Source organism: Solidesulfovibrio fructosivorans JJ], assembly GCF_000179555.1.
GTDB classification, from domain to species: domain Bacteria; phylum Desulfobacterota; class Desulfovibrionia; order Desulfovibrionales; family Desulfovibrionaceae; genus Solidesulfovibrio; species Solidesulfovibrio fructosivorans.
In genome coordinates, this window is the sequence record NZ_AECZ01000002.1 from 33,678 (window position 1) to 50,612 (window position 16,935).

The 16,935-nt window shown below is 64.2% G+C and carries 20 protein-coding genes and 1 other RNA gene; all 21 read left to right on the forward strand.

From position 1 onward, the window contains the following. Nucleotides 1–15 precede the first annotated feature (15 nt). The 21 genes from rodA to DESFRDRAFT_RS01765 all read left to right on the forward strand — a co-directional run bounded on the left by rodA (nt 16) and on the right by DESFRDRAFT_RS01765 (nt 16,930). Nucleotides 16–1,128 carry a rod shape-determining protein RodA gene (gene rodA / locus DESFRDRAFT_RS01670; protein WP_005990493.1) on the forward strand — a complete coding sequence of 371 codons (1,113 nt, stop codon included), beginning with the start codon at nt 16–18 and terminating at the stop codon, nt 1,126–1,128. 59 nt (nt 1,129–1,187) lie between these two features. Then, on the forward strand, nt 1,188–1,589 hold the full coding sequence (locus DESFRDRAFT_RS01675) for a bactofilin family protein (RefSeq protein ID WP_005990494.1): 402 nt from the start codon (nt 1,188–1,190) through the stop codon (nt 1,587–1,589). 143 nt (nt 1,590–1,732) lie between these two features. Next, nucleotides 1,733–2,152, forward strand: coding sequence for a F0F1 ATP synthase subunit B family protein (locus tag DESFRDRAFT_RS01680; RefSeq protein ID WP_005990496.1), 420 nt, complete (start codon nt 1,733–1,735; stop codon nt 2,150–2,152). Nucleotides 2,153–2,198: 46 nt separating this feature from the next. Beyond that, complete coding sequence (locus tag DESFRDRAFT_RS01685; protein ID WP_005990499.1) at nt 2,199–2,783, forward strand: F0F1 ATP synthase subunit B family protein; 585 nt, start codon at nt 2,199–2,201, stop codon at nt 2,781–2,783. After that, nucleotides 2,780–3,331, forward strand: a complete 552-nt coding sequence (locus tag DESFRDRAFT_RS01690; protein ID WP_005990501.1) for a F0F1 ATP synthase subunit delta — start codon at nt 2,780–2,782, stop codon at nt 3,329–3,331. The genes DESFRDRAFT_RS01685 and DESFRDRAFT_RS01690 overlap by 4 nt, the downstream gene beginning before the upstream one ends. A 4-nt stretch (nt 3,332–3,335) precedes the next feature. Further along, on the forward strand, nt 3,336–4,844 hold the full coding sequence (gene atpA, locus DESFRDRAFT_RS01695) for a F0F1 ATP synthase subunit alpha (RefSeq protein WP_005990504.1): 1,509 nt from the start codon (nt 3,336–3,338) through the stop codon (nt 4,842–4,844). A 66-nt stretch (nt 4,845–4,910) separates the two neighbouring features. Beyond that, nucleotides 4,911–5,795: a F0F1 ATP synthase subunit gamma gene (locus tag DESFRDRAFT_RS01700; RefSeq protein WP_005990506.1), complete on the forward strand. Its 885-nt coding sequence runs from the start codon at nt 4,911–4,913 to the stop codon at nt 5,793–5,795. 18 nt (nt 5,796–5,813) lie between these two features. Beyond that, nucleotides 5,814–7,226: a F0F1 ATP synthase subunit beta gene (gene atpD / locus DESFRDRAFT_RS01705; protein WP_005990508.1), complete on the forward strand. Its 1,413-nt coding sequence runs from the start codon at nt 5,814–5,816 to the stop codon at nt 7,224–7,226. 5 nt (nt 7,227–7,231) lie between these two features. Then, nucleotides 7,232–7,657 (forward strand): F0F1 ATP synthase subunit epsilon, encoded by a 426-nt coding sequence (locus DESFRDRAFT_RS01710; protein WP_005990510.1) that lies wholly within the window; start codon nt 7,232–7,234, stop codon nt 7,655–7,657. A 133-nt stretch (nt 7,658–7,790) separates the two neighbouring features. Further along, on the forward strand, nt 7,791–8,228 hold the full coding sequence (locus DESFRDRAFT_RS01715) for a F0F1 ATP synthase subunit epsilon (RefSeq protein ID WP_005990512.1): 438 nt from the start codon (nt 7,791–7,793) through the stop codon (nt 8,226–8,228). An 85-nt stretch (nt 8,229–8,313) separates the two neighbouring features. After that, a complete protein-coding gene (gene glmU / locus DESFRDRAFT_RS01720) occupies nt 8,314–9,675 on the forward strand; it encodes a bifunctional UDP-N-acetylglucosamine diphosphorylase/glucosamine-1-phosphate N-acetyltransferase GlmU (RefSeq protein ID WP_005990514.1) in 1,362 nt (453 codons plus the stop codon). A gap of 44 nt (nt 9,676–9,719) precedes the next feature. Further along, entirely contained in the window at nt 9,720–9,899 is a 180-nt protein-coding gene (zapB, locus tag DESFRDRAFT_RS01725) for a cell division protein ZapB (protein ID WP_005990517.1), read from the forward strand. Between the two features lie 45 nt (nt 9,900–9,944). After that, nucleotides 9,945–10,202, forward strand: a complete 258-nt coding sequence (locus DESFRDRAFT_RS01730; RefSeq protein ID WP_005990519.1) for a cell division protein ZapA — start codon at nt 9,945–9,947, stop codon at nt 10,200–10,202. A 26-nt stretch (nt 10,203–10,228) separates the two neighbouring features. Then, nucleotides 10,229–10,410: non-coding RNA, 6S RNA (gene ssrS, locus DESFRDRAFT_RS20985), on the forward strand. A 165-nt stretch (nt 10,411–10,575) separates the two neighbouring features. Continuing rightward, nucleotides 10,576–12,135 carry a ribonuclease Y gene (gene rny / locus DESFRDRAFT_RS01735; RefSeq protein ID WP_005990521.1) on the forward strand — a complete coding sequence of 520 codons (1,560 nt, stop codon included), beginning with the start codon at nt 10,576–10,578 and terminating at the stop codon, nt 12,133–12,135. A 169-nt stretch (nt 12,136–12,304) separates the two neighbouring features. After that, nucleotides 12,305–13,081 (forward strand): TIGR00282 family metallophosphoesterase, encoded by a 777-nt coding sequence (locus DESFRDRAFT_RS01740; RefSeq protein ID WP_043793600.1) that lies wholly within the window; start codon nt 12,305–12,307, stop codon nt 13,079–13,081. A 27-nt stretch (nt 13,082–13,108) separates the two neighbouring features. Beyond that, nucleotides 13,109–13,588 carry a hypothetical protein gene (locus DESFRDRAFT_RS01745; RefSeq protein ID WP_005990525.1) on the forward strand — a complete coding sequence of 160 codons (480 nt, stop codon included), beginning with the start codon at nt 13,109–13,111 and terminating at the stop codon, nt 13,586–13,588. Nucleotides 13,589–13,596: 8 nt separating this feature from the next. Further along, nucleotides 13,597–13,956: an SPOR domain-containing protein gene (locus DESFRDRAFT_RS01750; protein WP_005990527.1), complete on the forward strand. Its 360-nt coding sequence runs from the start codon at nt 13,597–13,599 to the stop codon at nt 13,954–13,956. A gap of 38 nt (nt 13,957–13,994) precedes the next feature. Beyond that, complete coding sequence (gene tyrS / locus DESFRDRAFT_RS01755; RefSeq protein WP_005990529.1) at nt 13,995–15,269, forward strand: tyrosine--tRNA ligase; 1,275 nt, start codon at nt 13,995–13,997, stop codon at nt 15,267–15,269. Nucleotides 15,270–15,673: 404 nt separating this feature from the next. Further along, nucleotides 15,674–16,522: a 4-hydroxybenzoate octaprenyltransferase gene (locus DESFRDRAFT_RS01760; RefSeq protein ID WP_005990531.1), complete on the forward strand. Its 849-nt coding sequence runs from the start codon at nt 15,674–15,676 to the stop codon at nt 16,520–16,522. 12 nt (nt 16,523–16,534) lie between these two features. Continuing rightward, nucleotides 16,535–16,930 carry a rhodanese-like domain-containing protein gene (locus DESFRDRAFT_RS01765; RefSeq protein WP_005990533.1) on the forward strand — a complete coding sequence of 132 codons (396 nt, stop codon included), beginning with the start codon at nt 16,535–16,537 and terminating at the stop codon, nt 16,928–16,930. Nucleotides 16,931–16,935 lie beyond the last annotated feature (5 nt).

Genomic DNA, 16,935 nt, shown 5'->3' on the forward strand with positions numbered 1-16,935 from the left:
AGTCAAGGACGTTTCATGCCGTTTGACCGCCGTCTGGTTTTTTCCGTCAACTGGCCCCTGCTGGGGCTGACCGCCCTGTTGTTCGGGGTCGGGGTGCTCAACCTCTACTCGGCCAGCGGCTTCCGCATGGGCGACGAACTGTCCCTGCAGCCCTATTACAACAAGCAGCTCATCTGGGGCCTGGGCGGGCTGTGCTGCATGCTGGCCATGGTGCTTTTCGACTACAAGCACCTGGCCACCATCGCCTGGCCCCTGGCCATTTTCGTGGCCGTGCTGCTGGTTATGGTGCTCGTTTTCGGCAAGACCGTGTCCGGGGCCAAACGCTGGCTGCCCATCGGCGGCTACGCCTTCCAGCCGAGCGAGCTGGCCAAGATCGCCATGCTTCTTCTGGCCGCCAAGATCCTCTCCAAACGCTCGGAGCGCATGGGCTGGATCGATCTGGCCGGCATTCTGGCCGTTTCGCTGCCCATGGCCGGGCTCATCATCGTCGAGCCGGACCTTGGCACCGGGCTCAACGTGCTCCTTTTGGTGTGCGGCCTGATCCTCTACCGGGGGCTCACCGGGCCCGTCTTCAAGACCCTGGCCATCGCCGGGCCGATCCTCATCCCCTGCGGCTGGTTTTTCCTCAAGCCGTACCAGAAGGGGCGCATCCTGACGCTCTTCGACCCCCAGCGCGATCCGCTCGGCGCGGGCTACCACATCATCCAGTCCCAGATCGCCATCGGTTCGGGCCAGATGTGGGGCAAGGGCTTTTTGGAGGGCACGCAAAGCCAGCTGCGCTACCTGCCGGAAAAGCACACCGACTTCGCCGTGGCGGTCTTCGCCGAGGAGTGGGGCTTTATCGGGGCCATCGCCCTGCTGACGCTTTTCTGCCTGTTTCTGCTGCAATTCTACGTCACGGCCAGGAACGCCAAGGACCGTTTCGGCAGCTATCTGGCGGCCGGGGTCTTCTTCTATTTCTTCTGGCAAATCCTCATCAATATGGGTATGGTGCTCGGCATCATGCCGGTCGTTGGCATCCCCTTGCCGTTTATCAGCTACGGGGGGAGCGCCACCATCGTGAACTTCACCCTCGTGGGCATCGTCGTCAACGTCTCCATGCGGCGCTTTCTGTTCAAGAAAGGCTAGCGACGGAGACCTTGCGACGCGCGGGGGTGGTCCGTCGCGCCGGCAGCCGGAGGACCACCGTGGGCAAGCACGACATCAACGCCTTTTTGGGGGCCGGAACGTCCTTTGTCGGGCGGCTGGCCTTTGAGGGCGTGGTGCGCATCGACGGGGCGTTCGAGGGCGAAATCGTCTCGTCCGGAACCCTTATCGTGGGCAAGGGCGCGCGGGTCGCCGGCCGGGTCGAGGTCGGACGGCTGGTGTGCGGCGGCGAGGTCGCGGCCGAGGTCACGGCCACGGTGCTGGTGGCCGTGCACGCCACCGGGCGCATGGCCGGGACGGTGCGCACGCCGGCCATGTCCCTCGAGGAAGGGGGACGCATCGAGGGCGAGGTGGCCATGGGCGAGGCGAACGATATTCGCCCGGATCAGGGAAACGGACCGGCGGCGCTGTGCGGCGACGAAGTCGCGCCGCAGGGGGTATGAGGCTGGCATAACAGGCGTTGTGCGGCTTTTCCGTCGTATCGCGGTTTCCCTTTTTGGCAAAAAGGGCTGGACAGGCCGGCCTAAATCCGCTACTGCCGCTTGCTGACTTTGCAAAAATTTTCACAACCTCCCGGAGGGTGCCGATGATTGACCTAAACGCAACGTTTTTCGTCCAATTCGTCAATTTTCTGCTCATCCTGATCCTGCTTAACGTCATCCTCATCGGGCCCATCCGTCGCATGCTCAAAAAGCGTGCGGCATTCATCGCCTCCCAGGTGGACGGCATCGACTCCTTCACCGCCTCCGCCGACACCAAGCTCAAGGACTACGAGGCCGCCCTCGACGCGGCGCGCCAGGCCGCCACGGCCGAGCGCGTGGCCATGAAGGAAGAAGGCCTGTCCAAGGAAAAAGATCTGCTCGACGCCGCCGCGGCCGATGCCGCCGCGACGATGAAGGCGGCACGGGGCGACATCGCCGCGCAGACCGAAGCGGCCCAGAAGGCGCTTTCGGCCAAGATATCCGGACTGGCTTCCAAGGCTGTTGCCAAGGTGCTCGCGGCCTAGGTTTCGGGGGGTTCACGTGGATTTCTCAAGGAAAGGGAGGGTTCAATTGAAAAAGCTCCACCTCATCGCCGCCGCTGTCCTGGTGCTCGGCGTGGCCGCCGTGGCCTACGCCTCCGGGGAGGCCGCGCACGGCGCGGAAGCGGCGCATCACGGGCTTAACTGGAAGGATTTCCTGTTTCGCGTGGTCAACTTCGTGCTGGTCTTCGGCGTGATCGCCAAGCTGGCCGGCAAGAAGATCGTGGGTTTCTTCCGCGGCCGCACGCAGCAGATTGAAAACCAGCTGTCCGACCTTGACGCGCGCAAGGCCGACGCCGCCAAGCGTCTGGCCGACATCGAGGCCTCGATCAGCAACCTGGCCGCCGAGAAGGCCGCCATCGAGCAGGAGTATCGCCGTCAGGGCGAGGCGTTGCGCGACTCCATCGTTGCCGCCGCCGAGGCCAAGGCCGTCCAGATCAAGGCTCAGGCCGCCACCGCCGCCGAAGCCGAGGCCAGGGTGGCCGTGCAGCAGATCCGGGCCGAGCTGGCCGAGTCCGTGGTGTCCGCCGCGGCCGCCATGCTGGAAAAGAAGCTCTCGGCCAAGGACCAGGAAAAGCTTGTGGATGAATACTTAACAAAGGTGGTGTTCAATTGACCGGCAACATCGTCGCGCGCCGTTACGCCAAGGCGCTCTTCGCGCTGGCCAAGAAAGCCGGCAAGAAGGCCCCGGCGGAGTACGGCAAGGACCTGGAGGCCTTTGCCGCCATCCTTGAGGCGTCTCCGGACCTGCTTAAGGTCTTCGCCAATCCCGTCATCGCCGCCGAGGACAAGAAGGCGGTGCTGGCCGGCGTGGTGGGCAAGCTTGGCCTTAAGCCCAATGTCGTCAACTTCCTTTCGCTTCTGGCCGACAAGGAGCGCCTGCCCATCATCCTGGAAGTGGCCGCCTACTACCGGTCGCTTTTGGACGAGACGGAAGGGGTGCTGCGCGGTGAGCTCGTCACCGCCTACGCCCTGGCCGACACCCGGCAGGACCAGATCAAGACCAAACTCGAAAAGCAATCCGGCAAAAAGCTGGTGCTGTCCTTCGCCGTCGATCCCGCCATCCTCGGCGGCGTGCTCCTCAAGGTCGGCGACAAGGTGTTGGACGCGAGCCTTCGCGCCCAACTTGAAATATTGAAAGAACAAATCAAGAGGGGTGAGTAGGGCCATGCAAATCAAAGCGGAAGAGATCAGCCAGATCATCGAACAGCAGATCCAAAACTACGAGTCTCGCGTGGAAATGAGCGAGACCGGCACGGTGCTGTCCGTCGGCGACCAGATCGCCCGCGTCTATGGCGTGAAAAACGCCATGGCCATGGAGCTGCTGGAGTTTCCGGGCGGCGTCATGGGTCTGGTGCTCAACCTGGAAGAGGACAACGTCGGTGTGGCCCTTCTCGGTGAGGACACCCACATCAAAGAGGGCGACCCGGTCAAGCGCACGGGCAAGATCTTCTCGGTGCCCGTCGGCGAAGCCGTCGCCGGCCGCGTCATCGACCCCCTGGGCAACCCCATCGATGGTCTCGGACCCATCGATGCCAAGGAAACCCGCGAGGTCGAAATCAAGGCTCCCGGCATCATCGCCCGTAAGTCGGTCCACCAGCCCATGTACACGGGGCTCAAGGCCATCGACGCCATGACGCCCATCGGCCGCGGTCAGCGCGAGCTGATCATCGGCGACCGTCAGACCGGCAAGACCGCCGTCTGCCTCGACGCCATCCTGGCCCAGAAGGGACAGGGCGTGTACTGCTTCTACGTCGCCATCGGCCAGAAGAAGTCCACCGTCGCCCTGGTCGCCGAGACCCTGCGCCGCTACGGGGCCATGGAATACACCACCATCATTTCGGCCACCGCTTCCGAGCCGGCCTCGCTGCAGTACATCGCCGCCTACTCCGGCTGCACCATGGCCGAGTATCACCGCGACAGCAGCCGCCACGCCCTCATCATTTACGACGATCTTTCCAAGCAGGCCGTGGCCTATCGCCAGATGTCCCTGCTGCTCCGCCGTCCTCCCGGACGTGAGGCCTACCCGGGCGACGTCTTCTACCTGCACTCCCGTCTGCTGGAGCGCGCCGCCAAGCTGTCCGACAAGCTCGGCGCCGGGTCGCTGACCGCCCTGCCCATCATCGAAACCCAGGCGGGCGACGTGTCGGCCTACATCCCGACCAACGTCATCTCCATCACCGACGGACAGGTCTACCTCGAGCCGAACCTGTTCAACGCCGGCATCCGCCCGGCCATCAACGTCGGTCTGTCCGTCTCCCGCGTCGGCGGCGCCGCCCAGGTCAAGGCCATGAAGCAGGTCGCCGGCACGTTGCGCCTCGACCTCGCCCAGTACCGCGAGCTGGCCGCCTTCGCCCAGTTCGGTTCCGACCTGGACAAGGCCACGCAGCTCAAGCTCAACCGTGGCGTGCGCATGGTCGAACTCCTCAAGCAGCCCCAGTACAAGCCCATGGCCGTTGAAGAGCAGGTCATCTCCCTGTTCGCCGGCACCCGTGGCTTCATGGACGACGTCCCGGTCGAGGCCGTGGGCAAGTTCGAGATCGCCATGCAGGAGTACTTCCACAACGCCAAGAGCGACATCCTGGCCGAGATCCGCGAGAAGGAAAAACTTGACGACGGGCTGATCGCCAAGCTCGGCGCGGCGATCGAAGAGTTCAAGAAGGGCTTCAAGGCCTAGCCGGCGCGTTGATCGAAAACAGAAGCTTGTTTTTGTCAACGTCACGACAGGCCTAAAGGGGGAGCCATGCCTGCGCTCAAAGACGTCAAGGTTAAGATAACTGCGGTCAAAAAGACCAAGCAGATCACCAAGGCCATGAACATGGTGGCCTCGGCCAAGCTGCGAAGCGCCCAGGCGCGCATCGAGCGGTTTCGCCCCTACGCCGACAAGTTTTACGAAATGCTCGGCGAACTGGCCAAGGGGGCCGATCCCTCGGTGCATCCGCTGCTCGAAGCCCGCGAGGAAGTGAAGACCGTGCTTTTGCTCGTCGTCACTTCGGATCGCGGCCTGTGCGGCGCCTTCAACCATAACATCACTTCGGCGGCGCTCAAGCTCGCCAGGGCCAAGGCCGCCGAAGGCAAGACGGTCAAGATCATGTGCGTCGGCCGCAAGGGGCGCGACACCTTCCGGCATACGGAGTTCGAGACCGTCGCCGCCTACGTCAACGAGATGAGTTCCTTCGACTTCACCCTGGCCTCGCGCATCGGCGCCGAGGTCATCGGCGGCTACGTCGGCGGAACCTACGACGAAGTGATCATGGCCTTCGGCAAGTTCGTAAGCCTTGCCCGGCAGGAAACCACCCTGCTGCCGGTTTTGCCCCTGTCCCCGGCCGAGGCCGGCGAAGAGGCGGCGGAGCCGGCCGGGCCCAAGGCCGAGTACATCTACGAACCGTCGGTGGAGGGCCTGCTTGCCGAACTCCTGCCCCGGTTCATCAATGTCCAGATCTACCGCGGCCTGCTCGATACTTCCGCCAGCGAGCACGCTGCCCGCATGCGGTCCATGGACAACGCCACCAGGAACTGCGACGACCTCGTCAGCTCGCTGACCCTGGTCTACAACAAGGCCCGGCAGGCGGCCATCACCAAGGAACTGATGGACATCGTCGGCGGTTCCGAAGCACTCAAGGGATAACCAAGGGGGCACCATACAATGAGCGCGACAAGCGGAAATGTCGGAAAAATCGTTCAGGTCATCGGCGCCGTTCTCGACGTCGAATTTCCTGAGGGCAAACTGCCGAGCATTTTGAATGCTCTGGAAATCAAAAACCCAAACAACCCCCATGCCGAAGACCTCGTGGTCGAAGTGGCCCAGCATCTCGGCGACAACGTCGTGCGCTGCATCGCCATGGACTCCACCGACGGTCTGGTGCGCGGCATGGAAGCCAAGGACACCGGCGCTCCCATCAGCGTCCCGGTCGGCAACGGCACCCTTGGCCGCATCCTGAACGTCGTCGGTCGTCCGGTGGACGAAATGGGCCCGATCGAGGCGACCGCCTCCCTGCCCATTCACCGTCCGGCTCCGCCCTTCGTGGACCAGTCCACGAGCATCGAACTGCTCGAAACCGGCATCAAGGTCGTCGACCTGCTGATCCCCTTCCCCAAGGGCGGCAAGATGGGCCTGTTCGGCGGCGCCGGCGTCGGCAAGACGGTTATTCTCATGGAGCTGATCAACAACATCGCCAAGCACCACGGCGGCCTCTCGGTCTTCGCGGGCGTCGGCGAGCGCACCCGTGAGGGCAACGACCTCTACAACGAGTTCAAGGAAGCCGATATTCTGGGCAAAGCTTGCCTTGTTTACGGCCAGATGAATGAGCCCCCCGGAGCCCGTTCGCGCGTCGCCCTGACCGGCCTGACCTGCGCGGAGTACTTCCGCGACGAGGAAGGCCAGGACGTGCTGCTGTTCATCGATAACATCTTCCGGTTCACCCAGGCCGGTTCCGAGGTGTCCGCGCTTCTCGGCCGTATGCCTTCCGCGGTCGGCTACCAGCCGACGCTCGGCACCGACCTCGGCGCCCTGCAGGAACGCATCACCTCCACCAAGAAGGGTTCCATCACCTCGGTGCAGGCCGTTTACGTGCCCGCAGACGACTTGACCGACCCCGCGCCGGCCACGACGTTCTCGCACCTTGACGGCACGCTGGTCCTCTCGCGTCAGATCGCCGAGCTCGGCATCTACCCCGCGGTGGACCCGCTCGACTCCACGTCGCGCATCCTGGACCCGCAGGTCCTTGGCGCGGATCACTACGGCACGGCCCGAGAAGTCCAGCAGATCCTGCAGAAGTACAAGGACCTTCAGGACATCATCGCCATCCTGGGCATGGACGAGCTCTCCGACGAGGACAAGCTCACCGTGTCCCGGGCCCGTAAGATCCAGCGTTTCCTGTCGCAGCCGTTCTTCGTTGCCGCCCAGTTCACCGGCAAGGAAGGCCGCTACGTGAAGCTCGAGGACACCGTCAAGGGCTTCAAGGAAATCATCGAGGGCAAGCACGACGAGATCCCCGAGGGTGCCTTCTACATGGTCGGCGACATCAACGAGGCCGTTGAAAAGGCCACGAAGGGTTAAACGTCATGGCCCAACTTCTCCTTGAAATCGTCACTCCGGACAAGCTCGTCTTGTCCCAGGACGTGGAGTATGTGGGCGCGCCGGGTCTGCTTGGCGAATTCGGCGTTATGGCCAACCACATCCCGTTTCTGTCCGCCCTTGGCATCGGTAGCCTGATGTACAAGGCCGGCGGGAAGGCTCACTACATCTTCGTTTCCGGCGGCTTTGCCGAGGTTTCGGGGAACAAGGTGACCGTCCTTGCCGAGGTGGCCGAGCGCCCCGAGGACATCGATGTGGAACGCGCGCGCAGAGCCCAGGAACGGGCCAAGCAGCGCCTGGAACGTGAACGCGAGAAGGTCGACTTCGCCCGGGCCCAGGCCGCCATGCAGCGTGCCTTCTACCGGATGAAGGTGCGGGAGACCGCCGGCTCCTTGGCGTCCACGGCCCACTAGTCGCAGACGCGAAACGACATGTAACACGGGCGCGGCCATTTGGTTGCGCCCGTTTTTTTTGCCCTCGCCTCGCCGCTTTTGTCCGGGTGCGTTTCCTGGTAGATTGGCGCCCGTCGGGGGGAAAGGGGAAGGTATGGCGAAATCGCTCTTGCTCGAAATCGTGACGCCGGACCGGCTGGTGCTGCGGCTTGACGTTGCATCCGTGACCGGGGCCGGCACGGCGGGCGCGTTTACCGCGTTGCCCCTGCATATTCCGTTTCTCACGTCCTTGACGGTCGGCTACCTGTCCTACCGCGTTGCCGGGGTGGTGAACTCCGTTTTCGTCTCCGGCGGCTTTGCCGATGTCACGTTTGACAAAGTCCTCGTTTTGGCCGAAGCGGCCGAACTGCCCGAGGAAATCGACGTGGACCGCGCCAGGAAGGCCCGGGAACGCGCTGCGGCCCGCCTCGCCGTCGAACAGCGGGAAGACATAGATTATGCCCGGGCCAAATCGGCCCTGCAGCGGGCGATCTTGCGCATCAGGCTGCACGAGCTCGGCAAGAGCGGCCTGGGACCACGCACGGGCGCCTAGCGTCGCCGGCCGCGAGCGGCCTGTTTTCGCCCGTGCCTTCCGGCGCGGCGCGTACATTTTTGCCTGACGGCGTTTGGAGATACGCATGAACGAGCGCATTGGCGCGTTGATTCTGGCGGCGGGAAAGGGGACGCGCATGAAAAGCGACGCCCCGAAAGTGCTCAAGACCCTGCTTGGCGAGCCCATGCTTTGGTATGGCGAGCGGGCCATGGCCGCCCTTTTGGGCGAGCGGGTGCTGACCGTCATCGGGCACCGCGCCGAAGCGGTCGAGGCCGCGTTTCCCGACCTCGCCGGCCGGTTCGTGCTCCAGGCCGAGCAGCTCGGCACCGGCCATGCCCTGTCCGTGGCTATGCCGCGCCTTGTGGACGAAGGCTACACGCATGTGCTGGTGGCCAACGGCGACGCGCCGCTGGTGACGGCCGAAAGCCTGGGCGCGTTTATCAAGGAAGCGCTCGACGCGGCGGCGGATGTCGCCTTCGTGTCCATTGAACTGCCCGATCCCGGCGCGTACGGCCGGGTGGTGCGCCAGGGCGGGGGCGTGCGCATCGTCGAGGCCAAGGATTACGATACGTCGCGTGACGGCCCGGCCACGGGCGAAATCAACGCCGGCGTGTATTTGCTGCGGCTGGAGGCGATCGCGCCGCTTCTGGCCAAATTGCGTAACGACAACAAAAACGGCGAATATTACATCACCGATCTGGTGGCGCTCGGCGCGGAAGCGGGGCTTGCCGTCCTGGCCGTCAACCGGGGCGACGATCCGGCCTATCTCGGCATCAACAGCCCCCGCGAACTGGTCGCAGCCGAGGAGGCGCTGCGCCGCCGCATCGTCGACGCCCATCTCGACGCCGGCGTGGTCGTCCGGGCGGCGGAGGCGGTGCGCATCGGCCCGCGCGTGACCATCGCCCCCGGCGTGGAACTGTGCGGCCCGCTGGAGCTTTACGGCGACACCAGCCTCGCGGCCGGGGTCACGGTCTGGTCACACTGCGTCCTCGCCCGCGCCGCAATCGGCGAAAACGTCACCTTGCATTCTTTTTGCCACTTGCAGGACGCGCGCGTGGCGGCCGGCTGCCAGGTCGGTCCCTATGCCCGGCTGCGCCCCGGAGCGCGGCTTCTGGAAGGGGCCAAAATCGGCAATTTCGTGGAAATGAAGAAATCGACCCTGGGGCCGGGCGCCAAGGCCAGCCATCTCACCTACCTGGGCGACGCCGACGTCGGGGCCGAAGCCAATATCGGGGCCGGCACCATCACCTGCAATTACGACGGCGTCAACAAACACAAAACCGTCATCGGGGCCCATGCCTTCATCGGCTCCAACAGCGCCCTGGTCGCGCCCGTGACCATCGGCGACGGGGCCCTTGTCGGGGCCGGTTCCGTGATTACTTCCAATGTGCCGGACGGGGCTTTGGCCCTGGGGCGCGGCAGGCAAGTGACAAAGCCGCGCAAATAAGATGACGGCTTGATTTTGGGACTGTTCGGGCGTAGATGGAAGCCATGGACATTTTCGATACGCTTGAGCAACGCGTGGAAGAGCTTGTGGCCCTCAAGAAGGCCTTGGAAGAAGAGAACGCGACGCTTCGGGCCGAGGTGGCCAGGCTTTCCGAAGAAAAGAAGGCCGTGGCCGAAAGGATCGACGGACTCCTGGCCAAGCTCCAGGTCGAACTGGAGCCGTAACCTCCCGATCGACGTCATATCAGCCGGGACGGCTGCGGGGTGTCGATGCCCAGTTATAATGTGTCCATTTTGGGCTTTGAGCTGTCTTTCAAGACGGACGCGCGCGAGCGGCGCGTCGAATCCGCCAGGGAACTGGTGGAGCAACGCTGCAACAACATGTTGAAGGCGGGCGGGAAAACTCTCGGTAAGGAGAAATTGCTGGCCTATGTCGCCTTGGGTCTGGCCGACGATGTGCTCATGTCTAACCAGCGGCTGACCGACCTCGAAACCCGGGTCGGGGCGCTGCTGACCAAGATAGATTGATTGCCGCCGTGTGGCGGCTGTTGGAAAGTTCCCTGGAGTGTGCGTGATTGTTGATTTATTTTTGAGCCGATACTCAAAAATAGGATGCCGCGACGTGTGGCTGGTGTGCGTGCCCGGCTGCGACCGGGTGGCCTGAAGGTCAAACAGGGGCGTCCGCCTTGGTTGCCAAGGTTCAAAAGAATTGACGACACGGCGCTCCGGGGCTTTTACATAAACCAGGCAAAGCGCGCCGGCGGCGCCCAAAACCGCCCGCAAGCCTCCCTGGAATCGCGCCAAACCCCTTGCGGCACGCTGCGGGCCGTTTCACGGATTTGAAAAAAAATCCGATCCCTTGCTTTTCGAGTCCCTTCCTCTCCCCGCTTCGGGAGAACCTATGGAATTCTCGACCATATTCATGGGAATTGTGGGCGTGGGACTCGGTCTGCCGGCCGGTTACTACCTCGACAAATGGATTTCCCAAAAAACCCTCAACGAGGCCAAAAGCCTGTCCGACCGCATCCTGGACGAAGCCCGCAAGGAAGCCTCCGCCCATAAGAAGGAAGTCGTTCTGGCCGCCCAGGACGAACTGTTCCGCCAGAAGCAGGAGCTGGAAAAGGAGTTCCGCGACAAGATTGCTTCCGTGGAGGACAAGGAGGAGCAGGTGCTGCGCCGTCGTGAGCGCCTGGAGGAAAAGCAGGAGCTGATCGTCCAGAAGGAATCCGAAATGCTGGCCACGGAAAAGCGCCTGACCGCCAAGGAGCGCGAGCTCGACGAGAAGGGCGAGGAACTTTCCCGGCTGGCCGTCGAACACGACAAGCGGCTCCAGGAGATTTCCGGGCTGACCATGGAGGAGGCCAAAAAGCGGCTCATGGACGAAATCGAGTCCAAGACCCGCCACGAGGCCGCCCGCATGATCCGCCAGATCGAGACCGAGGCCAAGGAAACGGCGGACAAAAGCGGCAAGAAGATCCTGGCGCTCGCCATCCAGCGCTATGCCGGCGATTTCGTGGCCGAGCAGACCGTCACCGCCGTGACGCTGCCGTCCGAAGAGATGAAAGGCCGCATCATCGGCCGCGAGGGCCGCAACATCCGCGCCCTGGAAGCCGCCACCGGCGTGGACCTCATCATCGACGACACGCCCGAGACCGTCATCCTTTCCGCCTTTTCGCCGCTCAAACGCCAGATCGCCAAGATGGCCCTGGAACGGCTCATCACCGACGGCCGCATCCATCCCGCCCGCATCGAGGACATCGTCCACAAGTGCGAGCAGGAACTCGACGTCAAGGTGCGCGAAATCGGTGAGCAGGCCACCTTCGACACCGGCGTCCACGGCATCCATCCCGAGCTCGTGCGCCTTCTCGGCCAGCTCCAGTACCGCACCAGCTATTCCCAGAACGTGCTCCAGCACTCCCTGGAAGTGGCCTCTCTGGCCGGCATCATGGCCGCCGAACTGAACCTCGACGTCAAGCGGGCCAAGCGGGCCGGGCTGCTGCACGATATCGGCAAGGCCGTGGACCACGAGATCGAAGGCCCCCATGCCCTTATCGGCGCGGACCTGGCCAAGAAATACGGCGAACCCGGCGACATCCTCCACGCCATCCAGGCCCACCACGAGGACGTGCCGCCCAAGTCCGTTCTGGCGACCCTGGTCCAGGCGGCGGACAGCCTTTCCGGCGCGCGTCCCGGCGCGCGCAAGGAGCTGCTTGAAAGCTACGTCAAGCGCCTGGAGGAGCTCGAGAACCTGGCCACGGACTTCGACGGCGTGTCCAAGGCCTACGCCATCCAGGCCGGCCGCGAGATCCGGGTCATGGTCGATTCCGAGAACGTGGACGACGACAAGACGTTTCTTTTGTGCAAGGACATTGCCAAGCGCATCGAGGACAACCTGACCTACCCCGGCCAGATCCGGGTCACGGTCATCCGCGAGAAGCGGGCTGTCGGCTTCGCCAAATAGGCGGGCTTTTTCGTGTCGGGGGCGCGTAAGCGCCCCCTTTGTTTTGCGGCATCGAAAATACGTCGGCAAGCCGCGGTCCATGGACACGCCCGATCCCCGCGCCCAGGCGGACGCGGCCGGCGTTGCGGGCGAGATTCTCCGACCCCGGCCGAAGGGAGCGGCCCGCCGCATGCGCATTCTTTTTCTGGGCGATATCGTCGGCCGGCCGGGCAGAAGCATCGTCTTCGAACGGTTGGGCCAGGTCCGGCGCGACCTGTCCCTCGATCTGGTCGTCGCCAACGGCGAAAACGCCTCGGGCGGCATCGGACTGACGGCCAAGGCGGCCCGGCAGTTGCTTGACGCCGGCATCGACGTCCTGACCGGCGGCAACCATATCTTCCGCCACAAGGACATCCTGCCGGTGTTCGCGAGCGAAGACCGCCTGTTGCGTCCGGCGAATTATCCGCCCGGCGCGCCGGGCGTCGGCTGGCGGGTCTACCGGCCGGCCGGCCTCCCCGCCTTCGCGGTCATAAATCTCCTCGGCCGGGTGTTCATGCCGGCCGTGGACTGTCCCTTCCGCGCCGCCGACGCCATCCTGGCCGAAATCCCCACGGACGTGACGCTGTGCCTCGTCGATTTCCACGCCGAGGCCACTTCGGAGAAAAAGGCCCTGGCCTACTACCTGGACGGCCGGGTCAGCGCCGTGCTCGGCACCCACACCCATGTCCAGACCAACGACGCCCAGCTTTTGCCCCGGGGCACGGCCACGCTCACCGACTGCGGCATGACCGGACCGGCCGCCTCGGCCTTGGGCATGGCCCCCGAAGAGGTCATCGCCCGCTATCTGACCGGGCTGCACCATCGCTTCGTCGTGGCCCGCACGCCGCCGGAAATGCAAGGCGCGCTGCTGGATGTTGACGCGGCCACGGGCAAGGTCGTAACTATCGCTGCCTGGCGACTGACGTAAGGGTCGCCGCAAACGGAGGAACCTGCCATGATCCGTCGCCTTCATGCCGTGGCCCTGGCCGCCGCGTTCGTCGTCCTGGCCGCCGGCGCCGCCCTGGCCGCACCCGAGCGCATGGCCATCTACATGACCGTGGCCGGACCGCTGGAGCTGGTGCGCGACGGCGCGACCTCCTCCATTCTGCTCGGCGGCAAGGTCATCCACCAGTCCCAGGGCGCGTCCCTGACCGCCCAGTCCTACATGAGCGTGGGCGATCCGTCCGACGGCTACGACGCGCTCCTGTTGCGCCATGGCGTTGGCGACGCCGAGTGCCCCATCACCTTCGACCTCGTCACCGTGGGGGCCGACAAGGCCTCCCTCGTCACGCCGAATATCAATAAATGTTCGCGGCTGGTGAGCATCAACGTCGACGGCGACAAGCTCATGCTGGTCACGGAAAAGCAAAACGGCCGTACCGAAGTCATCGAATACAACGACGCCAAACGTCGCGGCGGCGGCAAAAAACCATAAGGATACCCATGCTGCGCATCCTCGTGCTGACGGCTCTCATTCTTGCCTCGACCCTTTCCGGTTGCGGCGACGAAACGGTCTACGACTGGCAGCGTCCCCACGATACCTATCAGGTCGGCTCGTTCAGCAAATACCAGAACGCCGAGGCGCTCAAAAGCAAGCTGCAGAAAAACGGCTTCGACTGCCGCATCGAAACCGACATCAAGAACGGGCAGTTTTTTCTCAACGTGCTTGTCGACGTCTACAACAAGACCCCGGACACGCTGCCGCGGCTCGAACAAATAAGCGGCGTCAAGCCGTATCTGCGCGGTCCCAAGACCGGCGAAACGGCCAAGCCGGCCGCCCCGATCCCCGGCAAGGACATCTGATTTTCCGCGAGATTTCCGACAACCCAAAAGGACCCGTCTTGAACATCTTCGACGAACTCTCCTGGCGTGGCCTCGTCCACCAGACCTCCGACGACGCCGGATTGCGCGAGCACCTCGAGACTCCGGGCCGCGTGCTCTACTGCGGCTTCGACCCCACGGCCGACAGCCTGCACATCGGCAACCTGGTGCCGCTTCTGGCCCTGGCCCGCTTCGCCAAGGCCGGGCACAGGCCCCTTTTCCTGCTCGGCGGCGCGACCGGGCTTATCGGCGACCCCAGCGGCAAGGACAAGGAACGCCAGCTCAAGACCGCCGAGACCATTGCCGCCTCGGCCGAGAAGATAAAGACCCATGCCCTGGCCTTTTTCGCCCGCGTGGGCGTTGAAGGCGAGGTCACGCCGGCCAATAACCTGGACTGGACCCGGCCCATGTCCGTCATCGAGTTTTTGCGCGACATCGGCAAGCATTTCACCATCAACTACATGATGGCCAAGGATTCGGTGAAATCGCGCATCGGCCGCGAGGAGACCGGCATCTCCTACACCGAATTCAGCTACATGATCCTCCAGTCCATGGACTTCGAGCACTTAAACCGCACCCTCGGCTGCACGCTCCAGATCGGCGGCGGCGACCAGTTCGGCAACATCACCGCCGGCCTGGAACTCATCCGCCGCAAGACCGGCAACACGGCCTACGGTCTGACCTTTCCGCTGATCACCACCGCCTCGGGCGCGAAATTCGGCAAGAGCGAAAAGGGCGCGATCTTTCTCAACCCCGAACTGACCTCGCCCTACGCCTTCTACCAGTACTGGATCAACGCCGACGACCGCGACGTCTGCAACTTCCTGCGCTATTTCACGTTCCTGCCCAAGGAAGAGATCGACGCCCTGGCCGTGGAAACCGCCGAGCGGCCGCATCTGCGCGCCGCCCAGAAGCGTCTGGCCCGCGAAACCACCGCCATGATCCACGGCGAGGAGGAACTGGCCAAGGTCGAGGCAGTCACGGAAGCGCTCTTCGGCGGCGGCGAGCTCCACGCCGTGGACCCGGGAACCCTCAAGGCCGCCCTGGAAGCCGCGCCGGGACTCAATTTCGAGGCGCTCCCCGACGTGCCGCCGCTGCCCAAGCTCCTGGCCGATATCGGCCTGTGCCCGTCCAACTCCCAGGCGCGCAAGGACATCAAGGCCGGCGGCATCTACCTCAACAACGAACGCGTCCCCTCTGAGGACCGGGCCCTCGTTGCCGAAGACTTTCTCGGCGGCGACCTGCTCATCCTGCGCAAGGGCAAGAAGAACTACGGCGTCGTGACGTTGGGGTAGTGTAGGGGAGGCGGGAAGATGCGGGGCTCCGCCCCTGCACCCCGCCGGGAGGCCGCGGGCCCCCCGGACCCCCCATCCGGTGCGCTTTGGCCGGGCCGGGGAGGGGATGGCTGGCGTGAAGCCGGAGTGTGAAGATGGAGGCGGAATTTGCCGGGACGGTGCATGTCGCTTCGCGACAAGCTCGCCCCGGACAAATTCCGTCTCCACCACGCCGTCGCCCCTGCGGGGCGAAGGGTATCGAATTTTTACTGTGGAAGCCTCATGAGAGGCTCGTATTGATATCGCCCCTTTAAAAGTTTTTGGGGAGGGAGAGGGGGTCCGGGGGAGAGGGAACCCCTTTTTTCAAAAAGGGGTTCCCTCTCCCCCGGTTCATCCTCCCGCTCTTCCCCTCCCTTGGAGGCACTATGCTGGGTGCGCTGGCGCGGTTGGTGAAGGTGGAGCATTCGGTCTTCGCCCTGCCGTTTGCGTATATCGGGCTTTTTGTGGCTGCGGGCGGCTGGCCTGGCTGGCGGGCGTTCGTGCTGCTGACGCTGGCCATGGTGGCGATGCGCTCGTTTGCCATGGCGGTGAACCGGCTGGCCGACGTGCGTTATGACCGGGTCAATCCGCGCACGAGCCGTCGGGAGCTGGTGACGGGCGAGGTGACGCTGCGCCAGGCCTGGGTTTTCACGGCCGTGTGCGCGGTGGTTTTCGTCGCGGCCTGCGCGGGGCTCAACGCCTTGTGTCTGGCCCTTGCGCCGGTGGCGCTGGTCTGGGGCGCGTTTTACAGCGTCACCAAGCGGTTCACCTGGCTGTGCCATTTTGTTTTGGGCTCGGTGCTGGGGCTCGCCCCGGTGGCCGGGTGGCTGGCGGTGAAGCCGGAATTTTCCCTGGCGCCGATCCTCTTCGGCCTGGGCGTGACCTGCTGGACGGCCGGATTCGACGTGTTGTACGCCTGTCAGGACGTGGATTTCGACCGGGAGCAGGGCTTGTGGGCCATGCCGGCGAGATTCGGCGTGGGCACGGCGCTTAAGCTCGCGGCTTTTTCCCATGTCGACGCGGCGCTCTTTTTCCTTTTGGCCGGCTATGCGGCCGGTCTGTCCTGGATCTATTACGCGTTCTGGGCCGTGTGTTCGCTGGTGCTTTTGATCGAACATCGGCTGTTGTCCGAGGACGACCTGTCGCGGATCAACGTGGCCTTTTTCACGCTCAACGGCATTATTGCCGTGCTGCTTGGAATCGGGACGCTGTTGGCGGTATTTCTGGCCCGGTAGCGGGGGGATTCCATGAAGGCGCTGCTGCTGTTCCTGGTCGTATTTTTCCTGCTTTGGGACCTGGGCTGGATGGTGGCGGGCGTGCATCAGATGTTGCCGTGGCGGTTGCGCCGGCTGCGCGACGAAACCCCTCCCGGGCCGCAGGTGCTCGACGTACGCACCCCGGCCGAATTCGCGCTGTTCCATATTCCCGGCGCGATCAACAGGCCCGATGCCCTTCTCGCCGATCCGGCCGCACTTGGCCTCGACCCGAAACGTCCGGTGGTGGTCGCCTGCATGACCGGCCACCGGTCGCCCTTTGTGGCCAAACGGCTGGCCGCCCAGGGCTATGACGCCGCCAACCTCACCTGGGGCATGCTCGGCTGGAAACTCGCCGGCGGCAAATCCGTTTCCGGCGGCACACGGTAGGACGT